This is a genomic window from Paenibacillus sp. J22P277 (genome assembly GCF_059383675.1).
In genome coordinates, this window is sequence record NZ_JBXENS010000013.1 from 60,317 (window position 1) to 85,381 (window position 25,065).

General features: G+C 49.6%; 20 protein-coding genes. 17 read left to right on the top strand and 3 right to left on the bottom strand.

Annotation, left to right across the window (positions count from 1 at the left end; all coding sequences use genetic code 11):
- The first annotated feature begins 190 nt into the window (after window positions 1–190).
- The 8 genes from AC50YL_RS33885 to AC50YL_RS33920 all read left to right on the top strand — a co-directional run bounded on the left by AC50YL_RS33885 (window position 191) and on the right by AC50YL_RS33920 (window position 10,499).
- Window positions 191–757, top strand: a complete 567-nt coding sequence (locus AC50YL_RS33885) for an RNA polymerase sigma factor (protein ID WP_494837788.1) — start codon at window positions 191–193, stop codon at window positions 755–757.
- A complete protein-coding gene (locus AC50YL_RS33890) occupies window positions 754–2,265 on the top strand; it encodes an ABC transporter substrate-binding protein (protein ID WP_494837789.1) in 1,512 nt (503 codons plus the stop codon). Before AC50YL_RS33885 ends, AC50YL_RS33890 begins: the two co-directional genes overlap by 4 nt.
- Window positions 2,262–3,668 carry an extracellular solute-binding protein gene (locus AC50YL_RS33895; protein WP_494837790.1) on the top strand — a complete coding sequence of 469 codons (1,407 nt, stop codon included), beginning with the start codon at window positions 2,262–2,264 and terminating at the stop codon, window positions 3,666–3,668. Before AC50YL_RS33890 ends, AC50YL_RS33895 begins: the two co-directional genes overlap by 4 nt.
- 508 nt (window positions 3,669–4,176) lie before the next feature.
- Window positions 4,177–4,563 (top strand): phosphotransferase, encoded by a 387-nt coding sequence (locus tag AC50YL_RS33900; RefSeq protein WP_494837791.1) that lies wholly within the window; start codon window positions 4,177–4,179, stop codon window positions 4,561–4,563.
- A 452-nt stretch (window positions 4,564–5,015) separates the two neighbouring features.
- Complete coding sequence (locus tag AC50YL_RS33905) at window positions 5,016–5,606, top strand: hypothetical protein (RefSeq protein ID WP_494837792.1); 591 nt, start codon at window positions 5,016–5,018, stop codon at window positions 5,604–5,606.
- Between the two features lie 264 nt (window positions 5,607–5,870).
- Window positions 5,871–7,670, top strand: coding sequence for an RCC1 domain-containing protein (locus tag AC50YL_RS33910; RefSeq protein ID WP_494837793.1), 1,800 nt, complete (start codon window positions 5,871–5,873; stop codon window positions 7,668–7,670).
- Between the two features lie 232 nt (window positions 7,671–7,902).
- On the top strand, window positions 7,903–8,271 hold the full coding sequence (locus AC50YL_RS33915; RefSeq protein ID WP_494837794.1) for a DUF7674 family protein: 369 nt from the start codon (window positions 7,903–7,905) through the stop codon (window positions 8,269–8,271).
- Between the two features lie 365 nt (window positions 8,272–8,636).
- Entirely contained in the window at window positions 8,637–10,499 is a 1,863-nt protein-coding gene (locus AC50YL_RS33920; RefSeq protein WP_494837795.1) for an RCC1 domain-containing protein, read from the top strand.
- 136 nt (window positions 10,500–10,635) lie between these two features.
- Here AC50YL_RS33920 and AC50YL_RS33925 read toward each other — a convergent pair whose 3' ends face one another.
- Window positions 10,636–11,271 carry a CGNR zinc finger domain-containing protein gene (locus AC50YL_RS33925; protein WP_494837796.1) on the bottom strand — a complete coding sequence of 212 codons (636 nt, stop codon included), beginning with the start codon at window positions 11,269–11,271 and terminating at the stop codon, window positions 10,636–10,638.
- Between the two features lie 499 nt (window positions 11,272–11,770).
- Window positions 11,771–12,640 (bottom strand): alpha/beta fold hydrolase, encoded by an 870-nt coding sequence (locus AC50YL_RS33930; RefSeq protein WP_494837797.1) that lies wholly within the window; start codon window positions 12,638–12,640, stop codon window positions 11,771–11,773.
- 516 nt (window positions 12,641–13,156) lie between these two features.
- Here AC50YL_RS33930 and AC50YL_RS33935 point away from each other — a divergent pair.
- The 8 genes from AC50YL_RS33935 (at window position 13,157) to AC50YL_RS33970 (ending at window position 22,345) form a co-directional block, all read left to right on the top strand.
- Entirely contained in the window at window positions 13,157–14,059 is a 903-nt protein-coding gene (locus AC50YL_RS33935) for an AraC family transcriptional regulator (protein WP_494837798.1), read from the top strand.
- A 299-nt stretch (window positions 14,060–14,358) separates the two neighbouring features.
- Complete coding sequence (locus AC50YL_RS33940) at window positions 14,359–15,774, top strand: ABC transporter substrate-binding protein (RefSeq protein ID WP_494837799.1); 1,416 nt, start codon at window positions 14,359–14,361, stop codon at window positions 15,772–15,774.
- Window positions 15,775–15,834: 60 nt separating this feature from the next.
- Window positions 15,835–16,737: a carbohydrate ABC transporter permease gene (locus AC50YL_RS33945; RefSeq protein WP_494837800.1), complete on the top strand. Its 903-nt coding sequence runs from the start codon at window positions 15,835–15,837 to the stop codon at window positions 16,735–16,737.
- Window positions 16,730–17,632, top strand: coding sequence for a carbohydrate ABC transporter permease (locus tag AC50YL_RS33950; RefSeq protein WP_494837801.1), 903 nt, complete (start codon window positions 16,730–16,732; stop codon window positions 17,630–17,632). Before AC50YL_RS33945 ends, AC50YL_RS33950 begins: the two co-directional genes overlap by 8 nt.
- A 48-nt stretch (window positions 17,633–17,680) precedes the next feature.
- Window positions 17,681–18,757: a hypothetical protein gene (locus AC50YL_RS33955; RefSeq protein ID WP_494837802.1), complete on the top strand. Its 1,077-nt coding sequence runs from the start codon at window positions 17,681–17,683 to the stop codon at window positions 18,755–18,757.
- A 22-nt stretch (window positions 18,758–18,779) separates the two neighbouring features.
- Window positions 18,780–20,354, top strand: coding sequence for an FAD-dependent oxidoreductase (locus tag AC50YL_RS33960; RefSeq protein WP_494837803.1), 1,575 nt, complete (start codon window positions 18,780–18,782; stop codon window positions 20,352–20,354).
- Between the two features lie 35 nt (window positions 20,355–20,389).
- Window positions 20,390–21,451: a Gfo/Idh/MocA family protein gene (locus tag AC50YL_RS33965; protein WP_494837804.1), complete on the top strand. Its 1,062-nt coding sequence runs from the start codon at window positions 20,390–20,392 to the stop codon at window positions 21,449–21,451.
- A gap of 21 nt (window positions 21,452–21,472) precedes the next feature.
- Window positions 21,473–22,345: a Gfo/Idh/MocA family oxidoreductase gene (locus AC50YL_RS33970; protein WP_494837805.1), complete on the top strand. Its 873-nt coding sequence runs from the start codon at window positions 21,473–21,475 to the stop codon at window positions 22,343–22,345.
- Window positions 22,346–22,507: 162 nt separating this feature from the next.
- Here AC50YL_RS33970 and AC50YL_RS33975 read toward each other — a convergent pair whose 3' ends face one another.
- Window positions 22,508–23,620 carry an MFS transporter gene (locus AC50YL_RS33975; RefSeq protein ID WP_494837806.1) on the bottom strand — a complete coding sequence of 371 codons (1,113 nt, stop codon included), beginning with the start codon at window positions 23,618–23,620 and terminating at the stop codon, window positions 22,508–22,510.
- A gap of 262 nt (window positions 23,621–23,882) precedes the next feature.
- Here AC50YL_RS33975 and AC50YL_RS33980 point away from each other — a divergent pair, with 262 nt between their 5' ends.
- Entirely contained in the window at window positions 23,883–24,773 is an 891-nt protein-coding gene (locus tag AC50YL_RS33980) for an endonuclease/exonuclease/phosphatase family protein (protein ID WP_494837807.1), read from the top strand.
- The last annotated feature ends 292 nt before the right edge of the window (window positions 24,774–25,065 follow it).

Below are 25,065 nucleotides of genomic sequence, written 5' to 3' on the forward strand. Positions count from 1 at the left end.
ATGGCGGCCTTTTATAACGCTAACGGAAGGATATCACGGATATGGTGAAGCGCGAGCGCCCGGAGATCTCGATTGTTGCGGGAAGAACCGACCGCGTATTGCTTAATGGATGAGCCATGGATATAAAATTTTTTTTTCAATATAGAACCATTTTCCTTATCAATCGTCTACTTTTGCGAGGTGAACAAAGTTGCAGTTCGATTACTTGAATCATGTTAAGGGCGGTTTAAACCGTCATGCCGTGCTCGATGAATTGATGCAGGCTTACGGCAAAGACGTCTGGAACTTCGCCTTCATCATGACGCATCGAAGAGAGTTGGCCGACGATATTACCCAGGATGTATTCATCAAAGTGTTTGAAAACCTGTATAATTTCCGGGGACAATCGTCGGTGAAAACATGGCTGCTAGCCATTACCCGCAATACGGCGCGCGACGCGCTGCGCTCAGCCTGGATTCGCCGTGTGACACTCATGCCCAGACGTTATGAACATCAGCCGGCTCACGCTTCAGCGGAACAAGCGACAATCGACAAACTCATGACCGAGCATATTTTGGGTATCGTATTGAAGCTTCCTGCTAAGCTGCGTGAGGTAATGCTGCTGAGTAGTCATTACGGACTGTCGATGAATGAATTGGCGGACATGCTTAAAGTATCGACGGCCACCGTGAAATCAAGACTTCACCGGGCAAGGAAGGCGGTTAACCGCAAGCTGTCCGAGGATGTCATGCTGACCGGGGAGGAAAAGTGGATATGAAGAATTCCGTAAATCAATGGGAGCGCAAACTGGCTGAGAAGCTTCCAATCCGAAATGGGTTTACTTCAGATCTTGAACAAAAAGTGAGGGAACGCATCCGCATGAGAGAGAAGAAACGAAAATCGCCATTTCGGGCTGCAGCTGCCCTGATGAGCGTGGTTGTGCTGATTGGCTGCGGTTGGTGGTTCCGTGATGATATAAGGCAAGTTTTACAACCTGTTCATGCTGAAGACGGCTTGTCTGCGTTATTGAAAGATTCGCTTCAGGATGAAGGGGATCTCGTGCTTAAAGTCCAGGACTCGAAATACAGTAATTTCATGTTTGATATCGGACGGCCGTTTGTTCTGCGTCATCCGTCGGTGGAATTCCGATTGTCTTCGCCTCCGGACGCTTCGCTGAAGAATCTTGCGAAGTGGGTGGATCAGGAAAGGCCGGATGTGCTCAGGCTGACGCCGATTCAGTTCCAAGAACTTGCTGGACAAGGAAAATTGAAGTCTCTCGATATCTTGGCGGACAAGGATGGTATGAAGCTGGATGCCATGTATGAGCCGGTAGTCAAGACACTACGTATGCTTGGCGGAGGGAAGCTGTATGGTTTTGCGCAATCTTTTAGTACAGCAGCCGTATATGTTAACAAGCAGTTGTTTGAGAAATACGACATTGAGCTGCCAAAGGACGGCGTAACGACCGAGGAACTGCTGCAGATTGCCATGAAGTTCAATGGTACCGGGGTTGCCGGATTGTCCACTTCAACAGGCAGAAGCGGATTTGGCTTGTTCAGCCAGCTAGGGAGCATCACGGGACTGCGCTCGTTAAGTCCTGACGGCAGCCAATTGACACTGAATACTCCGGCGTGGAACAACCTCTGGAGTAAAGTAACGGAGGGGCTGAAGGCCGGTTGGATCATCGACGATGTAATTGATTGGGCAGAACATCCGAACGGACTGTCAATGGATGAATCGGGAAAGCTTGATGCCTTTGCCAGTAGTAAGGCCGCGATGTCGATTAATACCTATTCTTACGGGAGTGATTTGGTCAAGTATAAAGTAACGCCTGCTATCGAGTGGATCGCTGTTGCCCCGGCTGCTGCTGATACAGCGTCTGATTTTTATTTGGATACGATCTATGCCATTAACGCGCAAACGACCCAAGAGAAAGCGGCATGGGAGCTGGTGAAGTTCGTTGGGGGGCCGGAATCTGCCAGTAAGCAATTTAACCAGACGGGTTCTTTGCCTGTATATATGGATTCCAAGCAATTAGCCTCCCTGCCTGCCGAGCAGTGGAAAGCCTTTTACCCGCCTGGTCTGGATCCGGAGCAAATTATAGCTTCCATCAAACGTTCCGGCAATGAGGAGCAGGTAAAAGTGCAGGGGCAGATTTTTCAAATTGGTTCTGAGACGATGAAGACGGTTTTAGATGGCAAGCTGCAGGGAGATAAAGCGCTGGCAATTATGGAGGAGAAGCTGCGGAATGCGATTCCCGATCTCCGAAAGGGGACTTCTCCATGATTAGCTTCTTGATTACGCGATCCGCAGTCCGTTGGTCTAAGCGATCCCTGGTGAATATGACAGGCACCTGGCTGCCTGTTTATGCAGGCTTAATCCTATTGCTGTTGATCTCGGGCTGCACGGATGGTCCAGCTGCTCAGAAGCCTACAAGTGCACTCAAAGTAGCCGTTTCAGACGAAATACTTTTTCAATACTATTATCAAGATTATTTTGATCTGATTTACCCTGATCTTCCGGTTGAATTGGTTATTACGTCAGATGTCTATCAGGAAGATGATCCCATAAAGGCGTATGCGCAGCTGATTGAAACGGAGAAGCCCGACATCGTTATTTCGCCATCTGCTTTCTACGACTCGCTCGCGGATCAAGGTCTACTGGTGGACTTGACCGACTGGATGAGCCGTTCTGGCATGAAGGAGACGAATTATCACCCGGGAGTTATAGCGTTGCTGAAGGATAATGAACAGAACAGAATATACGGCCTGGCTCCGTCATACGATGCATCACTTCTCTACTATAATGCCGATTTGTTCAAGCAGTATGGAATTGATCCTCCGACGAGTGGAATGACCTGGAAAGAATTGTTTCAGTTGTCTTACCGTTTCGAGCAGGCGGGGGGCGGCATTGTCGGCTACCATGATCCATGGATGCAAGACTTGAAAGCCCTTATATTTGATACGATGAACGGTACCGAAGGATTGCAGCTTGTAGATTGGAATCGGGGCATACATCTACTGGATTCGCCCGCTTGGCATGAATTGTTGCAGACAGGCCTGGAGGCTGTTCGTGAAGGAGCCATTGCCATTAAGGGCGTGGAAGTTCGCGAGGAAGATGGCAGCAGCTGGATCGATGAAGGTGCGATCGCGAAGCAAGATCTCTTCGCCAAGGGCAAAGCTGCGATGTCAATCGATATGTACGGCAACAGGACCAGGTTTGATCAATCCAAGTTTGCTTGGAGCGCGGTTCTTCCTCCGGTGAATAGCGCTTCGCGAGAGTCGGGCGGCCTTATTCGCTTGGACGGGATTTTCAGCATAACCGCGAACTCCGCGTTCAAAGAGGAGGCTTGGAAAGTGATTCAATTTATTGGCAGCGAGCGTGCAGCCAAGGTGATATCCAAAACAGATGGCGGACTATCTATCCGTCGCTCGGGACTTCAATTTAACACCAGCCCGCTTGCGGCTGTTGCCTTCGATCAGAAGCCGATCCATCAAACGATTGACTATACTAATCGAAGTGATTTCTATGTAAATGAATATGCCATGATTCAAAAAGAATTGCAGAACGTGCTGCAGAACAAGCAAAGTCTTGACGCTGCAATTCAAAGCATGCAGAAACAGGGTCAGGCGTTTGTGGATGCTTTTATGAAGAAGCATAAAGCCGTCGAAGAGAAGACGGAACCATGAGCGAAAAATATGACTATTGGAAATAAGGGTGGTATAAGGGGGGCTCAATAAACTAACGGGTACGATAGTTGAGGAGCTTGCCGAGAGGCGGCTCTATTTTTCTTAGTAACGGATAGATTTCGTAATCGTTCCACGAATATTATTGACTGTAAAAATATGCGTTAATAAGATTCGAACTGAATTGAGATTTCTCGCAAGTGAAGCATTCACTGTCGGCAGGTAATTTTTAACTGAGGTAACAACCGGAGTTTGGGAATAGTGTATTCGAGTGCTCAATCACGACACAATAACCAAGGAGAACTCATGGACCCCAAAAATAAAACAAATGTTCCTGGACGAATATGCTGTAGAAGGCGCAGCGAGGTTTGGCGTCAGCTCTGAAGATCTGGCTTTCATTGGAGGCTTTCAGAACTTTATTTATTCCTATAACCGCCATGAACTGAAATATATTCTCCGTTTTCACTCCGAGCACTCTTCGTACGTCGGAAGGACTTGCTGCTGAAATAGAATGGATTCGTTATCTTTCGCAGAATGGGTTGTCGGTTTCAGATCCGATATTTTCGGACTTTATGAACAATGCGGACGAATGACCGGACGTCTTCATGAACTCTCGAAGCGTTACAAACCAATGGCCAAAAGACACACATGGGAGCGTAATGAATACCTCTTGCGGGCCAGTAGATATATACCGTCAGAGCATCAGTTCATTCTTCTTGCCCTTGATGAACTTAAAGCACAATTGGCTAGTCTGCCTGTTTCTGCTGTTAATTTCGGTTTGATTCACGGGGATATCAATGTAGGAAATTTTACCGTTGATGATTCAGTGGGAATAACGCTCTTCGACTTCGATGATTACAAAAGGAATTTCGTTGATCAACGAGTTTTGAACACTTAAAATGAAAGATAATATTAAACTAACAGGTACAATAGCTTACTAGACGTTCAAAAAGAGGTCGTATGCTATAGCGTGAAAGCAGGTGCTTATATTGGGCTTAGATGTATATGTGGTACTTATTATTGTATTGTTGGTCATCATAGTGATGATGTTGGTAAGCATACAGTCACATCAACAAAAGAATAATAAGGATCTTGTAGATGCGATATACAGATTAATTGAAGTCACAAAGAAGAATCAAAAAGAATAAACCTAGCATTGAACTAATTGGGAACGATAGCATAGTTACTTTCGCGAATACCAAAGGTATCACGAAATTTACGAAGTTCGTAAATAAGTACGTTATCTGAAAGAGCCCAAAGTCGATTTCATACATCGGGCATACGCCCTCGGTCTGCCGAAGCATTTCGGGGAAGTAATGCTATTACGCTAACGGGAGACTATAGAACGAATTGAAAATAAGAAACGGAGCATTAGCCTTGAAAAGAACTGCTTATTTTATTGTTCTTCTGATAGGCTGCGCATCGATGATATTCCTTATTAACCACTATCACGCGAAGAAAGCCAATTACTTGCAAGTCGTAAATCGGCAAGGCTATACCTTAAAAATGGCTCAAGAGCCTGTTCCGATTCAATTATCGCTGGAACCGAAGTGGTTGAACAAAGAGGGAACGTGGAATTTCAAGCTTCTGGAAAAGGCAAATACGTCCTTCATTCTCAAACGAACGGAGACATTGAACGGAGGCTTAACTTTTACCATCGCCATTCAACCGGAGATGGAACGATCTACGGGAACATTCTTGTCCAACAGGGTGTATGAAGAAGTTGGCGGCTACCATTATTACGCAAAAGCACCGTTATGGAAAATCTATGGCCAGGACGGTCGTCAGCTCGACATAGACGTGATCGCGAACGGTCAGGGTGACAGGCAATTCTCGTTTACACTGAGCAAGGAAGATCTTGAAGAAGCAGTGGAAGGCGCCTCGCAGGGGCTGGATGTCCAATACAATGGAATTGTCTTATATGAATATGACCGAACCTAATATATGCTTTAGTGCGTTGCGTTCTTAGCACTAACGGGTACGATAGTGCAACGCATCTTGGAGCAGTTTGCTGGCGGCAGTTGCGCCATTTTTATTAAGAAGCAGCCGAATTTAGCTTCTGTTTATTCATATTGCTACCGTCTGAATAACGACTAATAACCTATTTAATGCTTTTATCTTTCTATTAGATAGTGCAGCGAGCACATTTATAGACCTTAGAAGTATGGTAGATTTAAGGCGTAAATCAAGATGGGAGTGAGATGAATGAGACGACCGTTTATGTTTTTGGTTTGTGGATCTTTACTGCTGACGCTGCTTCTGCCCTTTCAGGCGTTCGCCGAGGAGTCCGGTTCAACGTTGGCGGCAGAGAGTTCGAAGTCGGATGTGACGAAGGTTGCAGGAGGAGGGATGCATTCTCTCGTTCTAAAACAAGACGGAACCGTATGGGCGTGGGGGAATAATGATTATGGCCAAATCAGCGGTAGTTCTCGCGTACTTTTTACTCCTGGACAAGTACAGGGCCTCGATTCGGTGGAAGCCATCGCTGCGGGTTTTACACATAGTATGGCACTCAAAAGCGACGGCACTGTCTGGACATGGGGATCGAATTCTCTTGGCCAACTCGGCAATGGAAGCACTCCGTCGAATGGAACGATTAGTTCTTCCCCCGTTAAGGTAACCGATCTTAGCACCGTGGCCGCCATTGCGGCAGGCGATTGGCATAATTTAGCGGTAAAGAGCGATGGAACCGTATGGATGTGGGGGTACGGTCAGTTGGGCGATGGAAGCACGACAATGCATAATACTCCGGTTCAAGTTCAGACACTCGGCTCGGTGATCGCCGTCGCTGCGGGTCATGACCATAGTTTGGCCCTCAAAAGTGACGGGACTGTCTGGGCATGGGGAGAAAATAAATTTGGCCAACTGGGCGATGGAGGCACGACTAACAGTTATACTCCAGTTCAAGTACAAGGTCTCGATTCGGTGATTGACGTTGCGGCGGGTTCTAACTATAGTTTGGCGCTCAAAAGCGACGGCACCGTCTGGGCATGGGGAAAAAATGGATATGAAGGCCGACTGGGCGATGGAAGCATGACAGATCGTTTTGCTCCGGTTCAAGTGAAGGGTCTCGGTTCGGTGGAAGCCATATCAGCGAATCGTGGAAGTTCGTTGGCGCTCAAAAGCGATGGAACAATCTGGGCGTGGGGAGATAATGATTATGGCCAACTGGGCGATGGAACAATGATAGACCGTTCTTCCGTCGTTCAAGTAACCGAACTCGATTCGGTGTCAGCCATCGCGATGGGTGGCGAGGTTAGTTTGGCGGTGAAAAGCGACGGCACCCTCTGGGTATGGGGAGCGAATTATGCAACACATAGCGCTTTTCCCGTGCAAGTTGCCAGCTCTGGAGCTCCACAGTGGCCAGTGGACGACGTGCTGACGGTTACCGGTGTAACCTATAGCAGCTTACAGCTGAATTGGCAGCCGGCTACGGATGAAACGGGTATTGACCATTACTTGCTTTACCAAGACAACACGCGCCTGGATACTTTGAACGGGAATGTGAAGAGCTATGAAGTGAGAGGCCTTTCTCCAAACACGTCTTACCTCTTTTCACTGATCGCCGTCGATGCCGACGGCAACCAAAGTATGAAAAAAGATATGACGTTCACTACTCCAAAGGCTCCCGGCGCTTTTCATCTTTCCGATTCCGAATCTTATGAGTATGGCGGGTCCCATTATGAGTATTTGTTATATGACGGGCTCATTTGGACCTCAAGACAAGAGCTGATTGGATCTTGGACTCCCCCAGCGGGTTTCCATGGAACGGTCACGGTCTCCATGATTCATTCAGAGGATGTAAATTTCGACCTTCGTTTGGCAACGGTTGGCGAAGGAAACCACTCGCCGGTAGAAACGGAAAAATACCTGGATGGTAGCGAGTTCAGTAAAGCGGAAGTTCCCGAAGGTTACGCAGCTGAATGGATGGTGGAGGGATCTTCGCTCCCAAATCATCCGGAAAAGGTTCACCTCTATGTGACCATCCGATATGACGATCACTAAACCTATAGGTAGGGTATAGAAATATGAGAACGGGCCGTGGTGGTATCCACGGCTTACTCCAAGCTAACTGGGAACGATAGTTGAACATCATGAGGGCTGCCAATCTGGCGGCCCTTCGTTACGCTAACGGGCAGCTTAGTTTAAGCAAAACGGTTTTTAAAAGCATTGGTACTATGCTTTAAGAGATGATTTAAAAATGCAATAGGACTGTTTAAATAGAGGAGTGGGTGGTATGAGTAAAGAATCGGAAGAATTCCTTGAAAAAATGTTAGATTTTTTACCGTCGACTGAAGTTGAGTATAGAGAATCAATCGCGTATTACGGTGAGGTACTAGAAACTACTATAATTGAACTAATATTCATGCCGAAAATAATTAAATTATTAATTGAGGACAGAAACATCAATTTGCTAGAGAGTATTTTTAAATACTTTGAAGAAGTATCAAAGAGTAAAGATGTTCATTTAAAGAGCATTTTTAAAACCACGTCATTGGAGATACTTGGAAATGATAAATCAATTCTAAGGACTGCACAGAAATACATGGGAGCCAAGACTATACAGCTTCAGATAGAAGCTGATATAGCATTAGGTAGAATCTAGTTATCACAGACTCGTAAGATATTGAGGGGCCCGACGGAGAAATTCCAAGCAGATTTTGTTAAACTAACGGGTACGATAGTGCAATACGGAAGGGCTGCCAACCTGGCGGCCCTTCGTTACGCTAACGGGTAGTTTAGCGTAACGAACAAGTAACAGACAACCGTAATTTCTACCGCCTGAAAACATGGAAATGCGTATTAGAGGTCACATAGTCATAGTTGGGTTATGTCCGAACTGCGATTCGGATTTGTTATTATAAGGGAGAGTAAGCACAATAGGACCTTAGTTATGGATCGATGGAGTGCTTTCGGTATTTCCAAATAATAGTATACTTGAGAGAAATATGTTCATTGGAGGGAAATGAAATGAAACGATGGTTTTTGCTTTCCGTTCTCGGGACTCTGATACTGACTCTGTTTCTGCCCTTTCAGGCTGCTGCCGCCGACTCCGGTTCCGTTGCGGAAGCAGTAAGTTCGAATTCGGCTGTAACGATGGTTGTATCAGGCGCCGGGCATTCTCTCGCTCTAAAACAAGACGGATCGGTATGGTCGTGGGGATACAATCAATTTGGCCAACTGGGCTATGGAGGTATAACAAATGATGATGATCCTCCGGTTCAAGTGCAGGGTATTGATTCGGTTGTCGCCGTTTCTGCAGGTTCTAATCATAGCTTGGCGCTCAAAAGCGACGGTACCGTCTGGGTGTGGGGAAGCAACATAGGGGGCCAACTGGGCAGCGGAAAAAAGGGAGGGGTCAGTTCTTCCCCCATCCAGGTAACCAATCTTGGCTCGGTGGTTGCCATTGCTGCAGGAAATGATCATAATTTGGCCGTTAAAAGCGACGGATCGGTATGGTCGTGGGGACAGAATAGGTCCGGTGCACTGGGCGATGGAAGCACGACAGCGCATTATATGCCTGTTCAAGTACAGGGTCTCGGTTCGGTGATCGACGTTGCTGCGGGAGATAGTCATAGTTTGGCACTCAAAAGCGACGGAACCGTCTGGGCTTGGGGAAGCAATGATGATGGCGAACTTGGCGATGGAAGCAAGAAAGACCATTATACTCCGGTTCAAGTACAGGGTCTCGATTCGGTAATCGACGTTGCTGCAGGCTCTTCGTTCGGGTTCTCGCATAGTTTGGCACTCAAAAGCGACGGAACCGTCTGGGCGTGGGGAAATAATCATGACGGCAAACTCGGCGACGGAACGACGACCAGCAGCACTTCGCCCGTTCAGGTCATTCATCTCGATTCAGTGACCGCTATCGATGCGGGCAGTGAACATAATTTGGCACTGAAAAGCGATGGAACTGTCTGGGCTTGGGGGTTTAATAGTTATGGCCAACTGGGAAATGGAAGCTCAACCAGCAGTTCTTCCCCCGTTCAAGTGCAGGGGCTCGGCTCGGTTGTCGCCATCTCCGCAGGTTCTGATCAAAGTATGGCACTCAAAAGCGACGGTACCGTCTGGGGATGGGGAATTCAATTTTTTCCGGCAACAGCCAGTAATACGCCCGTACAAGTTCAAGGAACTTGGCTCACTACTCCCGAAGCGCCGCAATGGCCTCCGGGCAACGTGCTGACGGTTACCGACGTGACCGATAACAGCGCACGCTTGAATTGGCAGCCGGCTACAGATCAAACGGGTGTAGACAAGTACTTGATCTATAGCCTAGATGACAATTTGCTGGCTACCTTAAACGGAGAAGCGAGCAGCTATGAGTTGAAGGGACTGTCTTCGAATTCCTTCTACATGTTATCACTGGTTGCCGTGGATGCCAGCGGCAATCAAAGCGAGGACAAAGAGGTGATATTCTTTACGGAAGCCTATCAGGATCAGGATCCCGGCTCGTTACAGCTGTCCGATTCCATAACGGATTCAGACGGCAGGTACAATTACGAGTATTCGTTATATTACGGGTACATTTCGTCTCCTGGCCAAGCGTTGAGCGGATCTTGGACCCTTCCTGAAGGTTATCATGCGGTCGTTACTGTCTCCATGGCTTCTCCGGATGGAGAAAATTATGACCTTAGTCTGGTGACAGCGGGCGACGGTTCCCAATCTCCGAGTAAAACGAAGGTACTCTTGGATGGTACCGAATACAGTACTTCCGAGTTGCCCGAAGGTTACACGGCAGAGTGGAAAGTTAAGGGACATACTGGCGATGATTATAGTCCGGATAAGAAGGTTATCGTCTATGTGAGCATTAAATACGAGGTGATACGAACTTAAGGCATGTAGGGCCGCGTAAAGTAAGAGATAGCTTAGCTTCTGTAAAGAAGCACAAAAAAATGGCGGTGTGGGGAGGACTACTCCTGCGCGGCCATTTTATATTGCCACCCTTGCTGCGTTCTTGATCCGCCAAAAGTTAATCAGTTGCTTCCGATCGTGCAGTGTTATTCCGCTGTCTTTCTAGAAAAGCGCTCACATTCATCCTGTTCCCGCAAGTCTTCGGATTGCACCATCTGCGGGTGCCATTTTTACTATTGTCGTAGAAGTAAAGGACGCACTCGGGATTATCACACTTTTTTACCAATGCCAGATTGTAATGACAGAGGAAATCAACGGCTGTCTCGGCAATAGGAGCAATAACATCGAGAGGCTTTCGCATATCTACATACTTTTTACTGCTAAATCCCTTGTCTGTTTTATTAAGTTTGGTTGTCGTAGTTTGGTTTTCAAGAAGGATATTAATGTTCTCCATAACTAAATTCATAGCATGCTCGTCGGTGAATTTGGTTTGGACGATTGCGAGTAGATGGGAGCGCAGTTTCCTGGCTTCATGTAAAACATGCAGTCTCTCATCGATATTTCTCCATCGCTGCTCATTCACATCGACTTCTTCTTGGTTAAGTATGCCCGTCTTGGAAACCCAATCGAGTAAATTTGAAAATGTTTCAAGTAAATCAAGCGGTTTTCCTTGATATTCGATCTTCGTATTTATAAAGTCGATCATCGGATGATTGCCAATAAAAAAAAAGGATGGTTCGATTAATTTAGGCATCTGATTTACCGCTCCTAATTTAGGATTACCTGAAAATGAGTTGAAACTTTATGCGCGATTACGTATAGGGCCTCCGTATTAAGATATAGTACCCGTTAGGATATGTCGGGGTCAATAGCTGTAGTTTGGCACTTATTACTTCATGTGGCAGGTGGCAACGCCTAGATTAGTGGGTCTGGGAATGGCATTCGTTCAGAGCGTCAACTGGGACGCGGCTGCTGCTGGCTAGCGACACAAGAGTTTGCGAGGAGTTACTCATCGATATTATAGGACAAAAGAGGATTGGAATAAACTGGGTTGTTAACGGGAGTATCGACTTACTTAAATAAAGCCGGACATCATCGAAATGCAAAATGAAAGGATAACGATAATCTCCGCGCTGTTCCAATTAAAAAAGTGAAGATTCGGCATAAGAACGAGTTTGATAGACACCGACGACGTTCCATCGGTGTCTATTCTTTTCGAAAAAAGTAGGGATAAACAAATACAATTTTTTATGTTAGTTGTTTTTTTTCAAAAATTCCCTGATATAGGCTATCAACTCTGGACCATGGGACTCCAACGCGAAATGCCCAGCCTCTTCAAAGATGTGCATCTCCGCATTGGGCAAGTCGTTTAGGTAAGGATGTGCACCGCTTTCCGGGAAAATTTCATCCCCTTTACCCCAAAGGATAAGAGTCGGCGGTTGAGCCTCACGGAAGTATTGCTGCCAAGCAGGGTAAAGTGGAGGGTTTGTGCCATAATCCAAAAACATATCAAGCTGAATCTCCTGATTTTTAGGTCTGTCGAGGAGAGACTGATCCAATGTATAGGTGTCTGGGCTGATCAGCGTGCTATCTTTGACACCATGGGTATACTGCCATTTTGTTGCCTGGAAGCTGGTCAACCAGCGAAGGGCCTCACGTTTATCCGCAGAGGATGGATCATGCCAGTAAGCTTTAATCGGATCCCAGAAATCTTTCAGCCCTTCATTATAAGCATTACCGTTTTGTATAATCAGGCCCTGGATACGCTCGGGATTACGGGCTGCGATTCTGAATCCAACCGGAGCGCCATAATCCATAAGGTAAACAAAGAAATTAGTGATGTTTAGCTTTTCCAAGAGTTTTTCGATAATCTGACTGAAACGTTCAAAGCTATATTCAAACTTGTCGTGATCCGGTGCGCTGCTGTAACCATACCCCGGATAATCCGGGGCGATGACGTGATACCGGTCTGCTAATGCGGGGATCAATTGGCGATACATGTGACTTGATGTGGGGAACCCGTGTAGCAGCAAAACGACAGGAGAACCATATTCCCCGGCTTCACGATAAAAAATGTCTAAACCTTCAACCGTTGCCGTTTGATACTGGATATTTTGTTTCATAAAAAAACTCCTCTCCGAAATACAAAATTATTCGCGATCAACGCGGTTCCTTGGACTAACCATGCTGACAACTTCAATTAGTTAACCATCAAAAACGGTATATTGGTATTATATATATCTTTATTTAATATGTAAACATGTATTTTAGATATTAAAAATGGACGCAATGAATCAAAATAGCCAACTTCTTTTAAGAAGAAGCTAACCATTACACAGCCCGCTACGAGCGAAGAGCTGGCGTTGATCGACGGCATTTTGCAAGGGTAAGCTACTAGAACGCAGGGCATCTTTGGATGCGCTGCGTGTTATTGATTCGGCGGAGAATGGCGCTGCAGCGTGAACCCCAATCGAGACACTTGGAAAAAAGTGTCCCGGTTGGGGTTTTTTGTGCTTTAATGAATTCATTCCGAGGGCCAAGCCCCGAATGAAGCATCTTTAGCAGAGAACGAGCTCCCGAGCAGGTCCAATTATTGCGCTGGGGAATCCGCGTTTATCCCATGCACAGGAGGTTTTATTTTGGCGCATGACCGTAAAAGATTTCATTTCGATAACCTCTACTTCCTGAATCCCAAGCAATACGAGCTGTTCACCCTCTATCAGATCGGCGATTTAAGCTGCGATTCCGGGTACATGCTGCAGGAGCACACGCAGGTCTGTTATGAGATCACCTACGTTATGTCGGGGAAGGGATGGTTCTCGACCAACGGCAAGCGAAGCGAAGTGGAGGCAGGGGATCTGTATATTAATATCCCCGGCGAGGTGCATGCGGGAGGCGCCGACGATAAGGAGCCATTCCGCTATTTCTACGCGGGATTCCTCTTCAACCTGCAGCAGGACGACGATTACCGCGAGAGCTACGAGAGTCCGTTCATCCATATCCAGAAAATGATGGATAAGCGCGATAACCCGCTGACGAGGGACCGTCTGGACATGCAGCATACGTTCTTGAGCGCGCTGAAGGAATTCCGCAACATGTCGCATTATTCGCAGATGATGACGCAGACGTATTTGAACCAGCTGATCGTGCTGATGTACCGCAACTTCTTCTCCGACTGGGACAGTACGTACCACTACGACCAAGGCAATGGCGGAACGAAGGAGATCGTCTACAACGCGATCAGCTACATCGACAACAACATGCTGACCATGCAGGATTTGGCGGAGGTATCCAGGGCGCTCGGGTACAGCTATTCGTATCTCTCGCATTTGTTTACCGAAGAGACGGGGATCAGCCTGCGCAATTTCTATTCGCAGAAACGCTTGCAGAAGATGATCGAGCTGATGAAATCCCGGACATGCAGCATTACGGAGATCGCCTCGACCATGCAGTATCAGTCCATTCATTCGTTCAGCCGCGCGTTCAAGAAGGCGGTCGGCTTGTCTCCGACTGAGTACATTCGTCTGTATGTCAAAGAGTGATGGCTTCGGTAACGTGGGGTTGAAATTGGAGTGAAGAGTTTGACCGGAGAGTCGGCATGGAGTCGGAAAAGCGTCAGCGTTCGCCTTTGTAGTCTGATTTCTACATCTATCGCTTATATATTCAAAGAAATCAGAACTACAACAGCGATTGGAGACCCATACCGGCCGCAGGTCATACCTCCTTCACGAACTTCTAAACAATGGCACAACTTTAAAGCATGAATGGTTAAATACAGCCTATCCCGATTCAGGTAAGATCACCTTAAGAAACGCACTCTTGATAAGGAAGAGGGGACGATATGGGGAATGTGAAACGGTTGGCTTCCATCGCTTTAGCAGGCAGCATGGCATTTGCAATGTTGACGGCATGCGGCAACGGGAACTCGGACGACGGCAACGCGTCTGCGCCGAATGCGAATTCGCCAGACGGGAACTCGGCGGGCAAGAACGCGAACGGCAAGAACGCAGCGGGCACTAACGCGGAGGGAACGAACTCGGCGGGCACGGCGGACGATACGCCGAAGAAGGACATCACCTTGAATTTCTGGACCATCTCGCTCAGCCCGAACTTCGACGATTACATTAACGGCCGCATCGAGAAGTATCAAAACGAGCATCCGGGCATTACGGTGAAATGGACCGATCTGCCTTACGGCTCCATGGAGAACAAGCTTCTGACTTCCATTGCCGGCGGCAATTCCCCTGATGTCGTCAACCTCAATACCGGCATGGCGCTGACGCTCGCGGCGAAGAACGCCCTTGTCGATTTGAACAAGGAGGCGACGGACGAGCAGCGTTCGATTTATTTCCCCGACCTCTACAATTCCACCAAACTCGGCGAAAGCGCGTATGCCTTTCCTTGGTACTTCGGCTTATCCGTCTTCATGTACAACAAGAAAATTTACGAAGAAGCGGGCCTCGACCCGAACAAACCGCCCGTCACGCTGGATGAGCTGAAGCAGCAGGCCGTCCAAATCAAGCAGAAAACCGGAAAGTACGGCTTCACGCTCGTCTCCAATCCGCCTGCCGATTTGTATTTCTCCGGCGTGCCGATGATCAGCGAAGACAAGAAGACGATTATTCTCAACACGCCCGAAGCGCTGGCGTGGGCGAAATGGAATAAGGCGCTGTATGACGAAGGCGTCATACCGAAGGACAGCGTCGGCGCCGATGCCAATTACGCGACCGACAAATACCAAGGCGGACAGATCGCAACGCTGACGACGGGCGCGAATTTCTTGAACCGCGTCAAAACGAATGCGAAGGATGTGTTCGACAACACGCTCGTAGCCAAGATGCCGGCGAAGAAGGAAGGCGGCAACTATCAAGCCAGCTTGATGGACGTCGTCGTGCCGACGATGAGCAAAAACCATGTCGAAGCGATCGATTTCGCCAATTACATCACGAATGATGAGTCGCAGCTGGAGTTCTGCAAAGTGGTCAATATTTTGCCTTCCACGAAGAAAGCGGCAGCCGATCCGTTCTTCACCCAAGGGGGCGACGACCCGGAATCCAAAGCGAAGATCATCGCAGCCTCGATGGTCGGTCAGGCCAAAGATTTTACGCTCGGCATCAAGGACGAATCGAAGGTGCTGGATCCGCTCTGGAAAGGCTGGACGAAGATGATGCTCGGCCAGCAGACCCCGGAGGAAATGCTGAAGCAGGCCGAGGCGGAGATGCAGAAGCAATTGGATGCCGTCAATGCGGAAGGCTAGGTCGACTTGCGGGGAGTGAGCGTCTCTCTCCCCGTTATCCAGGGGAAGGGGGATATCCCGATGGCTGCAAAATGGTCCAAACAGCAGAAGAGCCGGGCCGGTTTCGCTTATCTGATGATCGCTCCCGGCGTCCTGCTGCTGATCGTGTTTACCTTTTACCCGATTATCTATGGCCTTCCTCTCGCGTTCACCAATTACTCCGCCCTCGACACGACGAAATGGATCGGGATGAAAAACTTCCAGCGCGCGTTCCAGGATCCGGATTTCTACGTTGCGCTGAAGAACTCGCTGATCTATGTCATCGTCGTGCCGATTATCCAGATCATCGCGATCCTGATGGCGGTGCTGGTCAATACGAAGCTGAGATTCGTTGGCTTCTTCCGGGTTGCCTTCTTCATTCCGGTCGTCACGTCCATGGTAGCGGCAGCGATCGCTTGGAAATGGATGTACGAGGAGCAGGGGATCATCAACTACATCTTGCGAACCATCGGGCTCACCCATCACGATATTGCGTTCATGGTGGAGCCGAAGTATGCCTTGGCGGGCGTCATGCTGGTTACGATCTGGAAAGGGCTCGGCTATTACATGATGATTTACCTGGCCGGCCTTCAGTCCATTCCGAGCGAGCTGCAGGAAGCGGCGCGAATCGACGGGGCCAACCGTCTGCAGGTCATACGTCTGATCACCATACCGCTGCTGATGCCATTCGTGCTGCTATGCTCGTTGCTTTCCGTTATGGGAGCCATTCGCGTATTCGATGAGATCTTCGTCATGCACGGTCCCAAGGGCGACCCCATCAACGCGACCCTAGTCGCGAGCGTGTACACGTACAAAGTGGCGTTCCAGGATTTCGACTTCGGCTATGCGGCCGCCATCGGGCTTGTCGTCGCGCTGATCATACTGGTGTTCTCCTTGTTCATGTTCCGTTACACCAGAAAGGGAGGGCTGACCTACTATGAGTAATGCTGCCTCGAGCCGAAGCATCGGAAGACCGGCAGCCGGGAAGAGCGGCAGGGCCGCCAAGACCGGGAAGGTATCGCTCCGAAAAATCGCATCCGCGATCATCCTGTACGCGCTGCTGATCGTTACGGCGCTGCTCTGCCTTGGCCCTTTTCTATGGCTGCTGTCCACCTCCTTGAAGGTGAACGCGAACGTCTACAAATTCCCGCCGCAGCTCATTCCATGGCCGGTCAATTTCAACAACTTCAGCGATGTATTCCATATCATGCCGCTTTGGACGTATATCAAGAACACGGTGCTGATGACCGGGATGGGCGTCCTGCTGAACGTGATCATCTGCACGATGACGGCGTATCCGCTCGCGCGCATCGCATTCCCGGCACGGAATTTCGTCTTCTATGCCATCGTGAGCACGATGATCCTGCCGAACGCGGCCGGGATGATCGTCAACTTCATCATCATTCAGAAGCTGCACCTGTATAACACGATTCTTGGCATCGTCCTTCCGTCGGCGGTCAGCGTATTCAACATATTCTTGCTTCGTCAAGCGTTTATTACCATTCCGAACGATATGGAATATTCCGGCCGGATCGACGGGGCGGGCGAGTTTCGAATCTTCTGGAACATCATGGTCCCGATGGTGCGTCCGGCGATTGCGACGGTCGTCATCTTCGACTTCATGGCCTTCTGGAATAGCATGATCTGGCCGATTATCATCCTGGACGACAAGGAGAAGTATCCGCTCGCCGCGGCACTGCAATATTTGCAGGGGAACCTGTCCTATAACTTTCCGTACATTGCGGCCGGCACGATCATCTCCGTCATCCCGATCATCGTTATTTTCCTGGTGCTGCAGAAACAGTTCATTAACGGAATGGTCGGCGCGGTCAAAGGATGATTTGGCGCCGGCTCGCGATCCCTACAATCGAGAAAACAAGGAGTGGTTATGGTGAAACGTAAAATCGCATTGGCAGTATCGCTTGGATTGGTTGGCGCAAGTACGGCATTTGCGGCAGCGCCACCGCCGCCGACGGTTCCGATCGCCTCCCTTCAACCCGCGGTTCACCTCGAGAAGCCGCAGCTGACGGGCGTAGGCGGCAAGCTGCTATTAAGCGATTCGCCTGAAACGTTCTCCGCTGCGGGCGCATTCTACCGGGATACCGCCGAAGGCGAGTTTCGCGTGTTCTGGCATCATCAGAACGAGGCGCCGCAAACGTTGACGGTAGGCGTCGCGATCACGAACACCTCCGCGGATACGGTCGCGCTCTATCTCAAAGGCAACGGCGTCGGAACGAACGTCTACGTCGATGTCGCCGGGCAGTCCGCGCTCGCCGATTTCATCGCTTCCGAGAATAAGCGCACGCTGGCCGCGAGGCTGGCTCCGGGCGAAAGCTACTACGTCGACGCGCCGACGGACACTAACATCACGAACAGCGGCATCGTCCAATTCGAAGCGACCACGGGCAAAGGAAATGCACCGGCGCAAGTAACGGCGACCGTATTAAGCTATGACGCGAAGCCGGAGCATCCGGAGCAGGTCGCCGTGCTTCCGGAAGATTCGCATACGCGGGGAACATTCCCTCATTTCGACCGGACCGGCACGATTCAATACGATACCTCCGTCGGCAACGCCTACTTGCGCATCGATTCCGCGGCATACGGCCAGTGGAGCGACGCGATGCCCGGCGAATACGAGGACGGCTGGGATGCGGTGGACGGAAACAAGCCCGTCATCAACAACGGCAACTACGGCGTGATGTATCGCTTGAATGCCGAAATCGTCAACAGCTTCCATCATCCAAGGCAGGTCGGCTTATTCTTGAATCCATCGGGCGGATACGGACATTACGTGGTCAAATGGAACAAAACGATTTTCCAATCCGGTTACCTGACGTACGAGAACGCTTGGAATATTACCAACTTCAAGCTGAATCCGAACGGCGGCACGTACAAGTCCGAATTGAGCCTCACGGGCGGGGCGGCCGGCCCGCAAGTCATTTATTTCACGAATCAGGAGAAATAATGGAATCGAGGGGGCTTACCCGATGAGCAAGGAGATGCATGCCGATCTGGTCATTATCGGCGGCGGGACCGGCGGATGCGCGGCGGCGCTAGCGGCTGCCAAGATGGGCGCGACCGTCATCATGACCGAGGAAACGCCGTGGATCGGCGGCCAGCTGACGAGTCAAGCCGTGCCTCCCGACGAACATCCGTGGATCGAGCAGTTCGGCTGCACGAGGAGCTATCGGCGGTTTCGCGAGGGCGTGCGGCAGTACTACCGGGACTATTTTCCGTTAACGACCGAAGCCAGGGCGAACGTCATGCTGAATCCGGGCAACGGCTGGGTAAGCCGCATTTGCCATGAGCCTCGAACCGCGCTCGCCGTGCTTCGCCATATGATGGCACCGTATGTCCACAGCGGACGGCTGACGATTCTGACCCGGTATCAAGTCGAGTCGGCTCGCACCGAAGGAGATAACGTCGTGTCGGTCACGGTGCGGGGACTGGATCAGCCGGATCGCGTGGAACTGACAGCCCCCTATTTCCTGGATGCGACGGAGTGCGGCGATGTCCTGCCGCTGGCCGGCGTCGAATACGTAACCGGCGCGGAGTCGCAGCGGCAGACCGGCGAACCCCACGCGCTGGAAGGGGATCCGGAGCCGACGGACATGCAGGCGTTTACGTACTGCTTCGCCATGGACAATCTCGAAGGGGAGAACCATACGATCGACAAGCCGGAGCAGTATGCCTTCTGGCGCGATTACAAGGCGGACTTCTGGCCGGATCGTCTGCTCAGCTGGACGGGGGTGAAGCCGGCGACCCTGGAGCCTTATCAATTCGACTTGTTTCCCGACAAAGATTGGATGTCGCTGATGGGCTATCGGAGAATCGTCGACAAGAGCAATTTCTCTCCGGGTACGTACCGCAGCGATATATCGCTGGTGAATTGGCAGCAGAACGATTACTGGCTCGGCTCCGTGATCGATGTGAGCGAGCAGGAGAAGGCGCGCCACCTCGAAGGGGCCAAGCAGCTGAGTCTGTCGCTGTTGTATTGGATGCAGACAGAGGCGCCTCGTCCCGACGGCAAGCAGGGCTATCCCGGCCTGCGCCTGCGAAAGGACGTCGTCGGCACGTCGGATGGGCTTGCCATGGCTCCGTACATTCGCGAATCGCGCCGGATCAAAGCCGAGTTCACGGTGCTGGAGCAGCATCTGAGCACGGAATGCCGCGGAACGGAAGAGGCGGAGTTGTTCACCGATTCCGTCGGCATCGGGTGCTACCGGATCGATCTTCACCCGAGCACGGGCCTGCGCCATTACATCGATATTTCCAGCCTGCCGTTCCAAATTCCGCTCGGCAGCCTGATTCCCGTCCGCGTCAACAATCTATTGCCCGCAGGCAAGAACATCGGAGTCACGCATATCACGAACGGCTGTTATCGGCTGCATCCCGTTGAATGGAACATCGGCGAGGCGGCTGGCTATCTGGCTTGCTACTGCTTGCAGCATGGCATCAAACCGCGGGATATCCGCAATCGTCAGGAGCAGCTGCTCGCCTTCCAGAAGCTGCTGATCCAAGAAGGAATCGATCTCGCATGGCCGGAGTCGCATCCGGTCTAAGCTTCACGACTACCTATAAGCAGGGAGTGTCTACTATGACGAACACCATTCGTATTGGCGTTATCGGAGCGGGCTCGATCTCGGAAAGCCATCTGAAATCCTACCTCAAGAACCCGAATGCGGAGCTTTATGCCATATGCGATTTGAACGAGCAGCGAGCACGGGCCAAGGCCGACAAATACGCCATCGCGCATGTCTATACGGACTATCTCGAGCTGCTCGCGAGCCCTGAGATCGATGCGGTCAGCATCTGTACCTGGAACAACAGCCATGCGGCAATCAGCATCGCGGCTTTGAATGCGGGCAAGCATGTTCTATGCGAGAAGCCGCTTTGCCGGACGGTCCAAGAGGCGCTTCAAGTGGAGCAGGCCGTGCGGCAAAACGATAAAATCCTGCAAGTCGGGTTCGTTCGGCGGTACAGCGCCAATACGCGGATCGTCAAGGAAATGGCGGATCGCGGCGAGTTCGGCGAGATCTATTACGCGAAGGCGTCCTGTATACGAAAGCTCGGCAACCCCGGAGGCTGGTTCTCCGATCGGGAGCGCTCCGGCGGCGGTCCCTTGATCGACGTCGGCGTTCACGTCATCGACTTATGCTGGTATTTGATGGGCAGGCCCAAAGTGAAGTCGATTAGCGGCAATACGTACAAGAAGCTCGGCAACCGGGCGAACGTTCAAAACTTAGCCTACTACAAGTCGTCCGACTACGACGCGGAGCAGAATACCGTGGAAGACATGGCCAACGCGCTCATTCGCTTCGAGAACGGAGCGTCGCTGTACGTCGATGTCAGCTTTACGCTTCACGCGAAGGAGGACGAGCTGACGGTCAAGCTGTACGGGGAGAAGGGCGGCGTGGAGCTGGAGCCGTCGCTGACCTTCATCACGGAGAAATACGATACCATTCTCAACATGACTCCGCAGATCAACAATCTCTCGTTTGATTTCGCGGCAGGATTTCAGGACGAAATCAATCACTTCATCGAGGTGTGCAGGGGCAGCAAGCAGACGCTAAGTCCGGTCGAGGACGGCGTCGAAATGATGAAAATGCTTTGCGGCATTTACGAGTCCGCGAGGTTGGGAGAGGAGATCCGGTTGTAAGGACGGATACGGGGAGCGACCATGAGAAAAATCGGGTTCATCGATTATTATTTGGACGAGTGGCATGCCGAGCACTATCCGGCGTGGATCGAGCAGGCGTCGAGCGGTAATATGAAGGTCGTCTATGCGTATGGCAAAGCCGATAAGATTGGCGGGCTGACGAACGCCGCCTGGTGCGAGAAGAAAGGGATCCGGCTGCTGGCTTCCATAGCGGAAGTCGTGGCGTTGAGCGATTATCTGGTCGTGTTGTCGCCCGATCATCCGGAGTTTCACGAGGAGCTGTCCCGGCTTCCGCTGCGGTCGGGCAAGCCGACGTACGTGGACAAAACGTTCGCGCCGGACCGCAATACGGCCCTCGCGCTGTTCGAGACCGCGCGCAGGAACGGAACGCCGCTCTATTCCAGCTCCGCGCTTCGTTATGCGTCGGAATATGCCGAAGCGGATAAACAGGGAATCGCGATCATCAGCAGCATGGGACCGGGGACGTACGACAATTATGCGATTCATCAAATCGAGCCGATCGTAGCGCTGATGGGCTGCGAAGCCAGGCGCGTGATGTACATCGGCCATCCGGCTTCGCCTGCGCTACTGATCGGTTATGCGGACGGCAGACAGGCGCAAATCCGTCATTTCGGCTGGAATTGCCCGTTCAGCATGACGGTGCAATACGAGTCGGGGACCGCAGTGACCTTGAAGCCGGAATCGGATTATTTTCAAGCGTTCGTTCGGTCGATGCTGGCGTTCTTCGAAACCGGCAACTCCCCGGTGCATCCGGCCGAGACGATCGCGATTATGACGATTATCGAGTACGGGCGATTGGCGGCGCAGCAGCCGTATGTATGGATTGCGCTGCCGGCGTTGGGGACGGACTTGGGCGAGGCGGCAGGGAGATAGAGTAGAGGCGATAGCCTGAATTGGTGTTGAAAGCTTGCCCTGAGGGGGCAAGCTTTTCTGTCTGATCTAAAAAACTGCCGGGTGACAAGAACATAGTAACATTGAAAGCCGCAACTTGATCTCTTTCCCGACAGGTGCGAAACCGCAGGGCTTAGTATCCAATTAATGAGGCTGAGAATTTGGAGCAACGTCCTTTACGCCAAATAATTTCACTTTTAAAAGTATGGTGAGTAAAGCAGCTCCAAAAAGGACGATACCTGTCAATAGAATGTTATGCGTACCATACTGAGAGATTGTCCAGCCTCCAGCGATCGATCCGACCGAAATACCGAGGTTGGAGAAAGAGACAAACAAGCTGTTTCCGAACTCTGGCGCTTCCGAAGCTTCTGTCGTAAACCAACTTTGGCTAATGACAAAACCCGAAGTATGAACAGCTCCCCAGAGAATGACAACGAGAATCATGGGAATGAAGGCTTGTCCGGCAAAATACACGAGTAGATAGATGAGAACCATAAATATAGGGAAGAATACTGCAGTTCGAGTAACGCTTCTGCTCAAAAACTTACCTGTTTGCAGATTCCCAATGACCCCGCTAATTCCGAACACCACAAGCATAATACTTATCCACTTGTTATCTAATCCCGTATTTTTAGTCAAGTACCCGGAAAAATAGCTATATACAGTAAACATAGCGGCAAGCACAAGGAGTAAAGTTGCAATATTAAACCATAGGCTTGGCTTCGCTAGCACGCGTAACTGCGAACGATACGTTAATTTAGTCGTCACAGGAAGACTGGGAATAAAGACGGCTAATCCGATAAAGCCAATCATATTGATAATTGCCGAGAACAAGAAGGATGCTTCAAGGGAAAAATGACTCGCTATAAACGACGTGATCGGGACGCCTAGCACAAGACCGATGGTACCGCCAGTAAATACTTTGGCGATGGCTTTCGAGCCGTCATTCGGATAAAAACTCGCTGCCACGACAAACGCGAGCGAAAAGTATACCGGATGTAAAAATGCGGGCACGATTCGAAGCAACAATAATACATTGAAACTCGTACTGAATGCGGCCAAAGCGTTGGCCAGAGCAAAGATAGCTAAAACGAGCAACATGATTGTTTTACGGTTAATGCCTGATAACAATAAGGTCATAATAGGACCGAAGATCGCGATCGTTAAAGCAAACAAGCTCACCAATAAACCTGCCTGAGAAACACTCGGTATCAGCTTGACAAGAAGATACTTATCTTTCGAGCATACGGATTTCACCTTTGGATGATAATGAAAGAAGAAAATATTTTGAAGCTTTTGCTACTCGGCTGAAGAGAAAAGGAGATGCATAAAGTACGGACAGCTTCACCCACATTGTTCCATTTAAAAAATTACAATTCCCTTACATAGGGTCCTAGTAAAAGAACATATTTGCAAAGAACAATCTACATCTACCAGCCTATGGAAATGGAAATGAATATATGAAATTATTAGTAGCAGATTCACCTATCTTATTTAGAACTTCGAGAGGATGTTGTGCATGCTTAAAAAGTCAGTTATTGTCTCTTCCGTTTTGTTGATGTCTATGATTCCTATGTTTTCGTTAAGTAGTGAATCTTATGCCTCGGACTTTAAAAAAGGAAAAGAGACTGCCATTAAAGTGATGGAGTATAATATTCACCATGCCGAAGGCATGGATGACATTCTAAATTTGAACAGAATTGGTGACGTTATTAAATCATCGGGTGCTGATATCATTGGTCTGCAAGAAGTCGATAATCATTTCTCCACGCGTAGTAATTTCGAGGATCAGGCGAAATGGTTAGCCAATTACTTGGGCATGCATTACCAATTTGCTGCAAATCTTGACAATGATCCCTTAAATGCGGGGGAACCTCGTCGTCAATATGGAACGGTTATATTAAGTAAGTATCCTATTCTTTCTAGCGAAAATCATTTACTTGATAATACGCAATATCCTGCAGAGCAGCGCGGTCTTGCGAAAACGGTAATTAATGTGAATGGCAATCATATTAATTTCTACAATACTCATCTTGATAATAAAACACCTGAAGCAAGAGATATACAAGTCAACGAGATCCTGGCCATTGTAAATCAAGATAATGGAACAAGTATCTTAGTGGGAGACTTCAATGCCACACCAGATAGTCCTGAAATTAAAAAAATGTCTGCGCAGTATCATGACACATTTGCGGAACTGGGTCTAAATGATGCCTATACGTCCTATTATTATTCAGACAAGCCTAATCGTCGAATCGACTACATCTATACGTCTGACGAAGTAAAAATAAAAGCAGGGAAGGTTATAGACACAATCGCAGCGGATCACTTGCCCATTACGGCTGAGCTCGTTATTAATAAGAAAGACCATTCATCTCATGGTGATAACGGTCATAACCACCAGAAGTAATTAAGCAAATCGATTTTTAAGCGCAACCCCTTCAGTGAAGATACTGAAGGGGTTTTTAGTCGATCGTAGTTGCATTGAAATAACATCAAGTCCTTATCATGTTATGACATCAATTTCTTCTTTTGCAAGGGGATAGGATGCAAATGCCGCTGGAACCACAAGCGCTGCGTCGAGGGCAGCGAAAATCCCATTTCCGAAATTGACAAGAACTTGATCTCATTGCCGACCGTTGGCAGGGATGACTGCAGCGATCTTAGGCAGCACAAGCGCGCCGGCCGCAATGATGAATGTC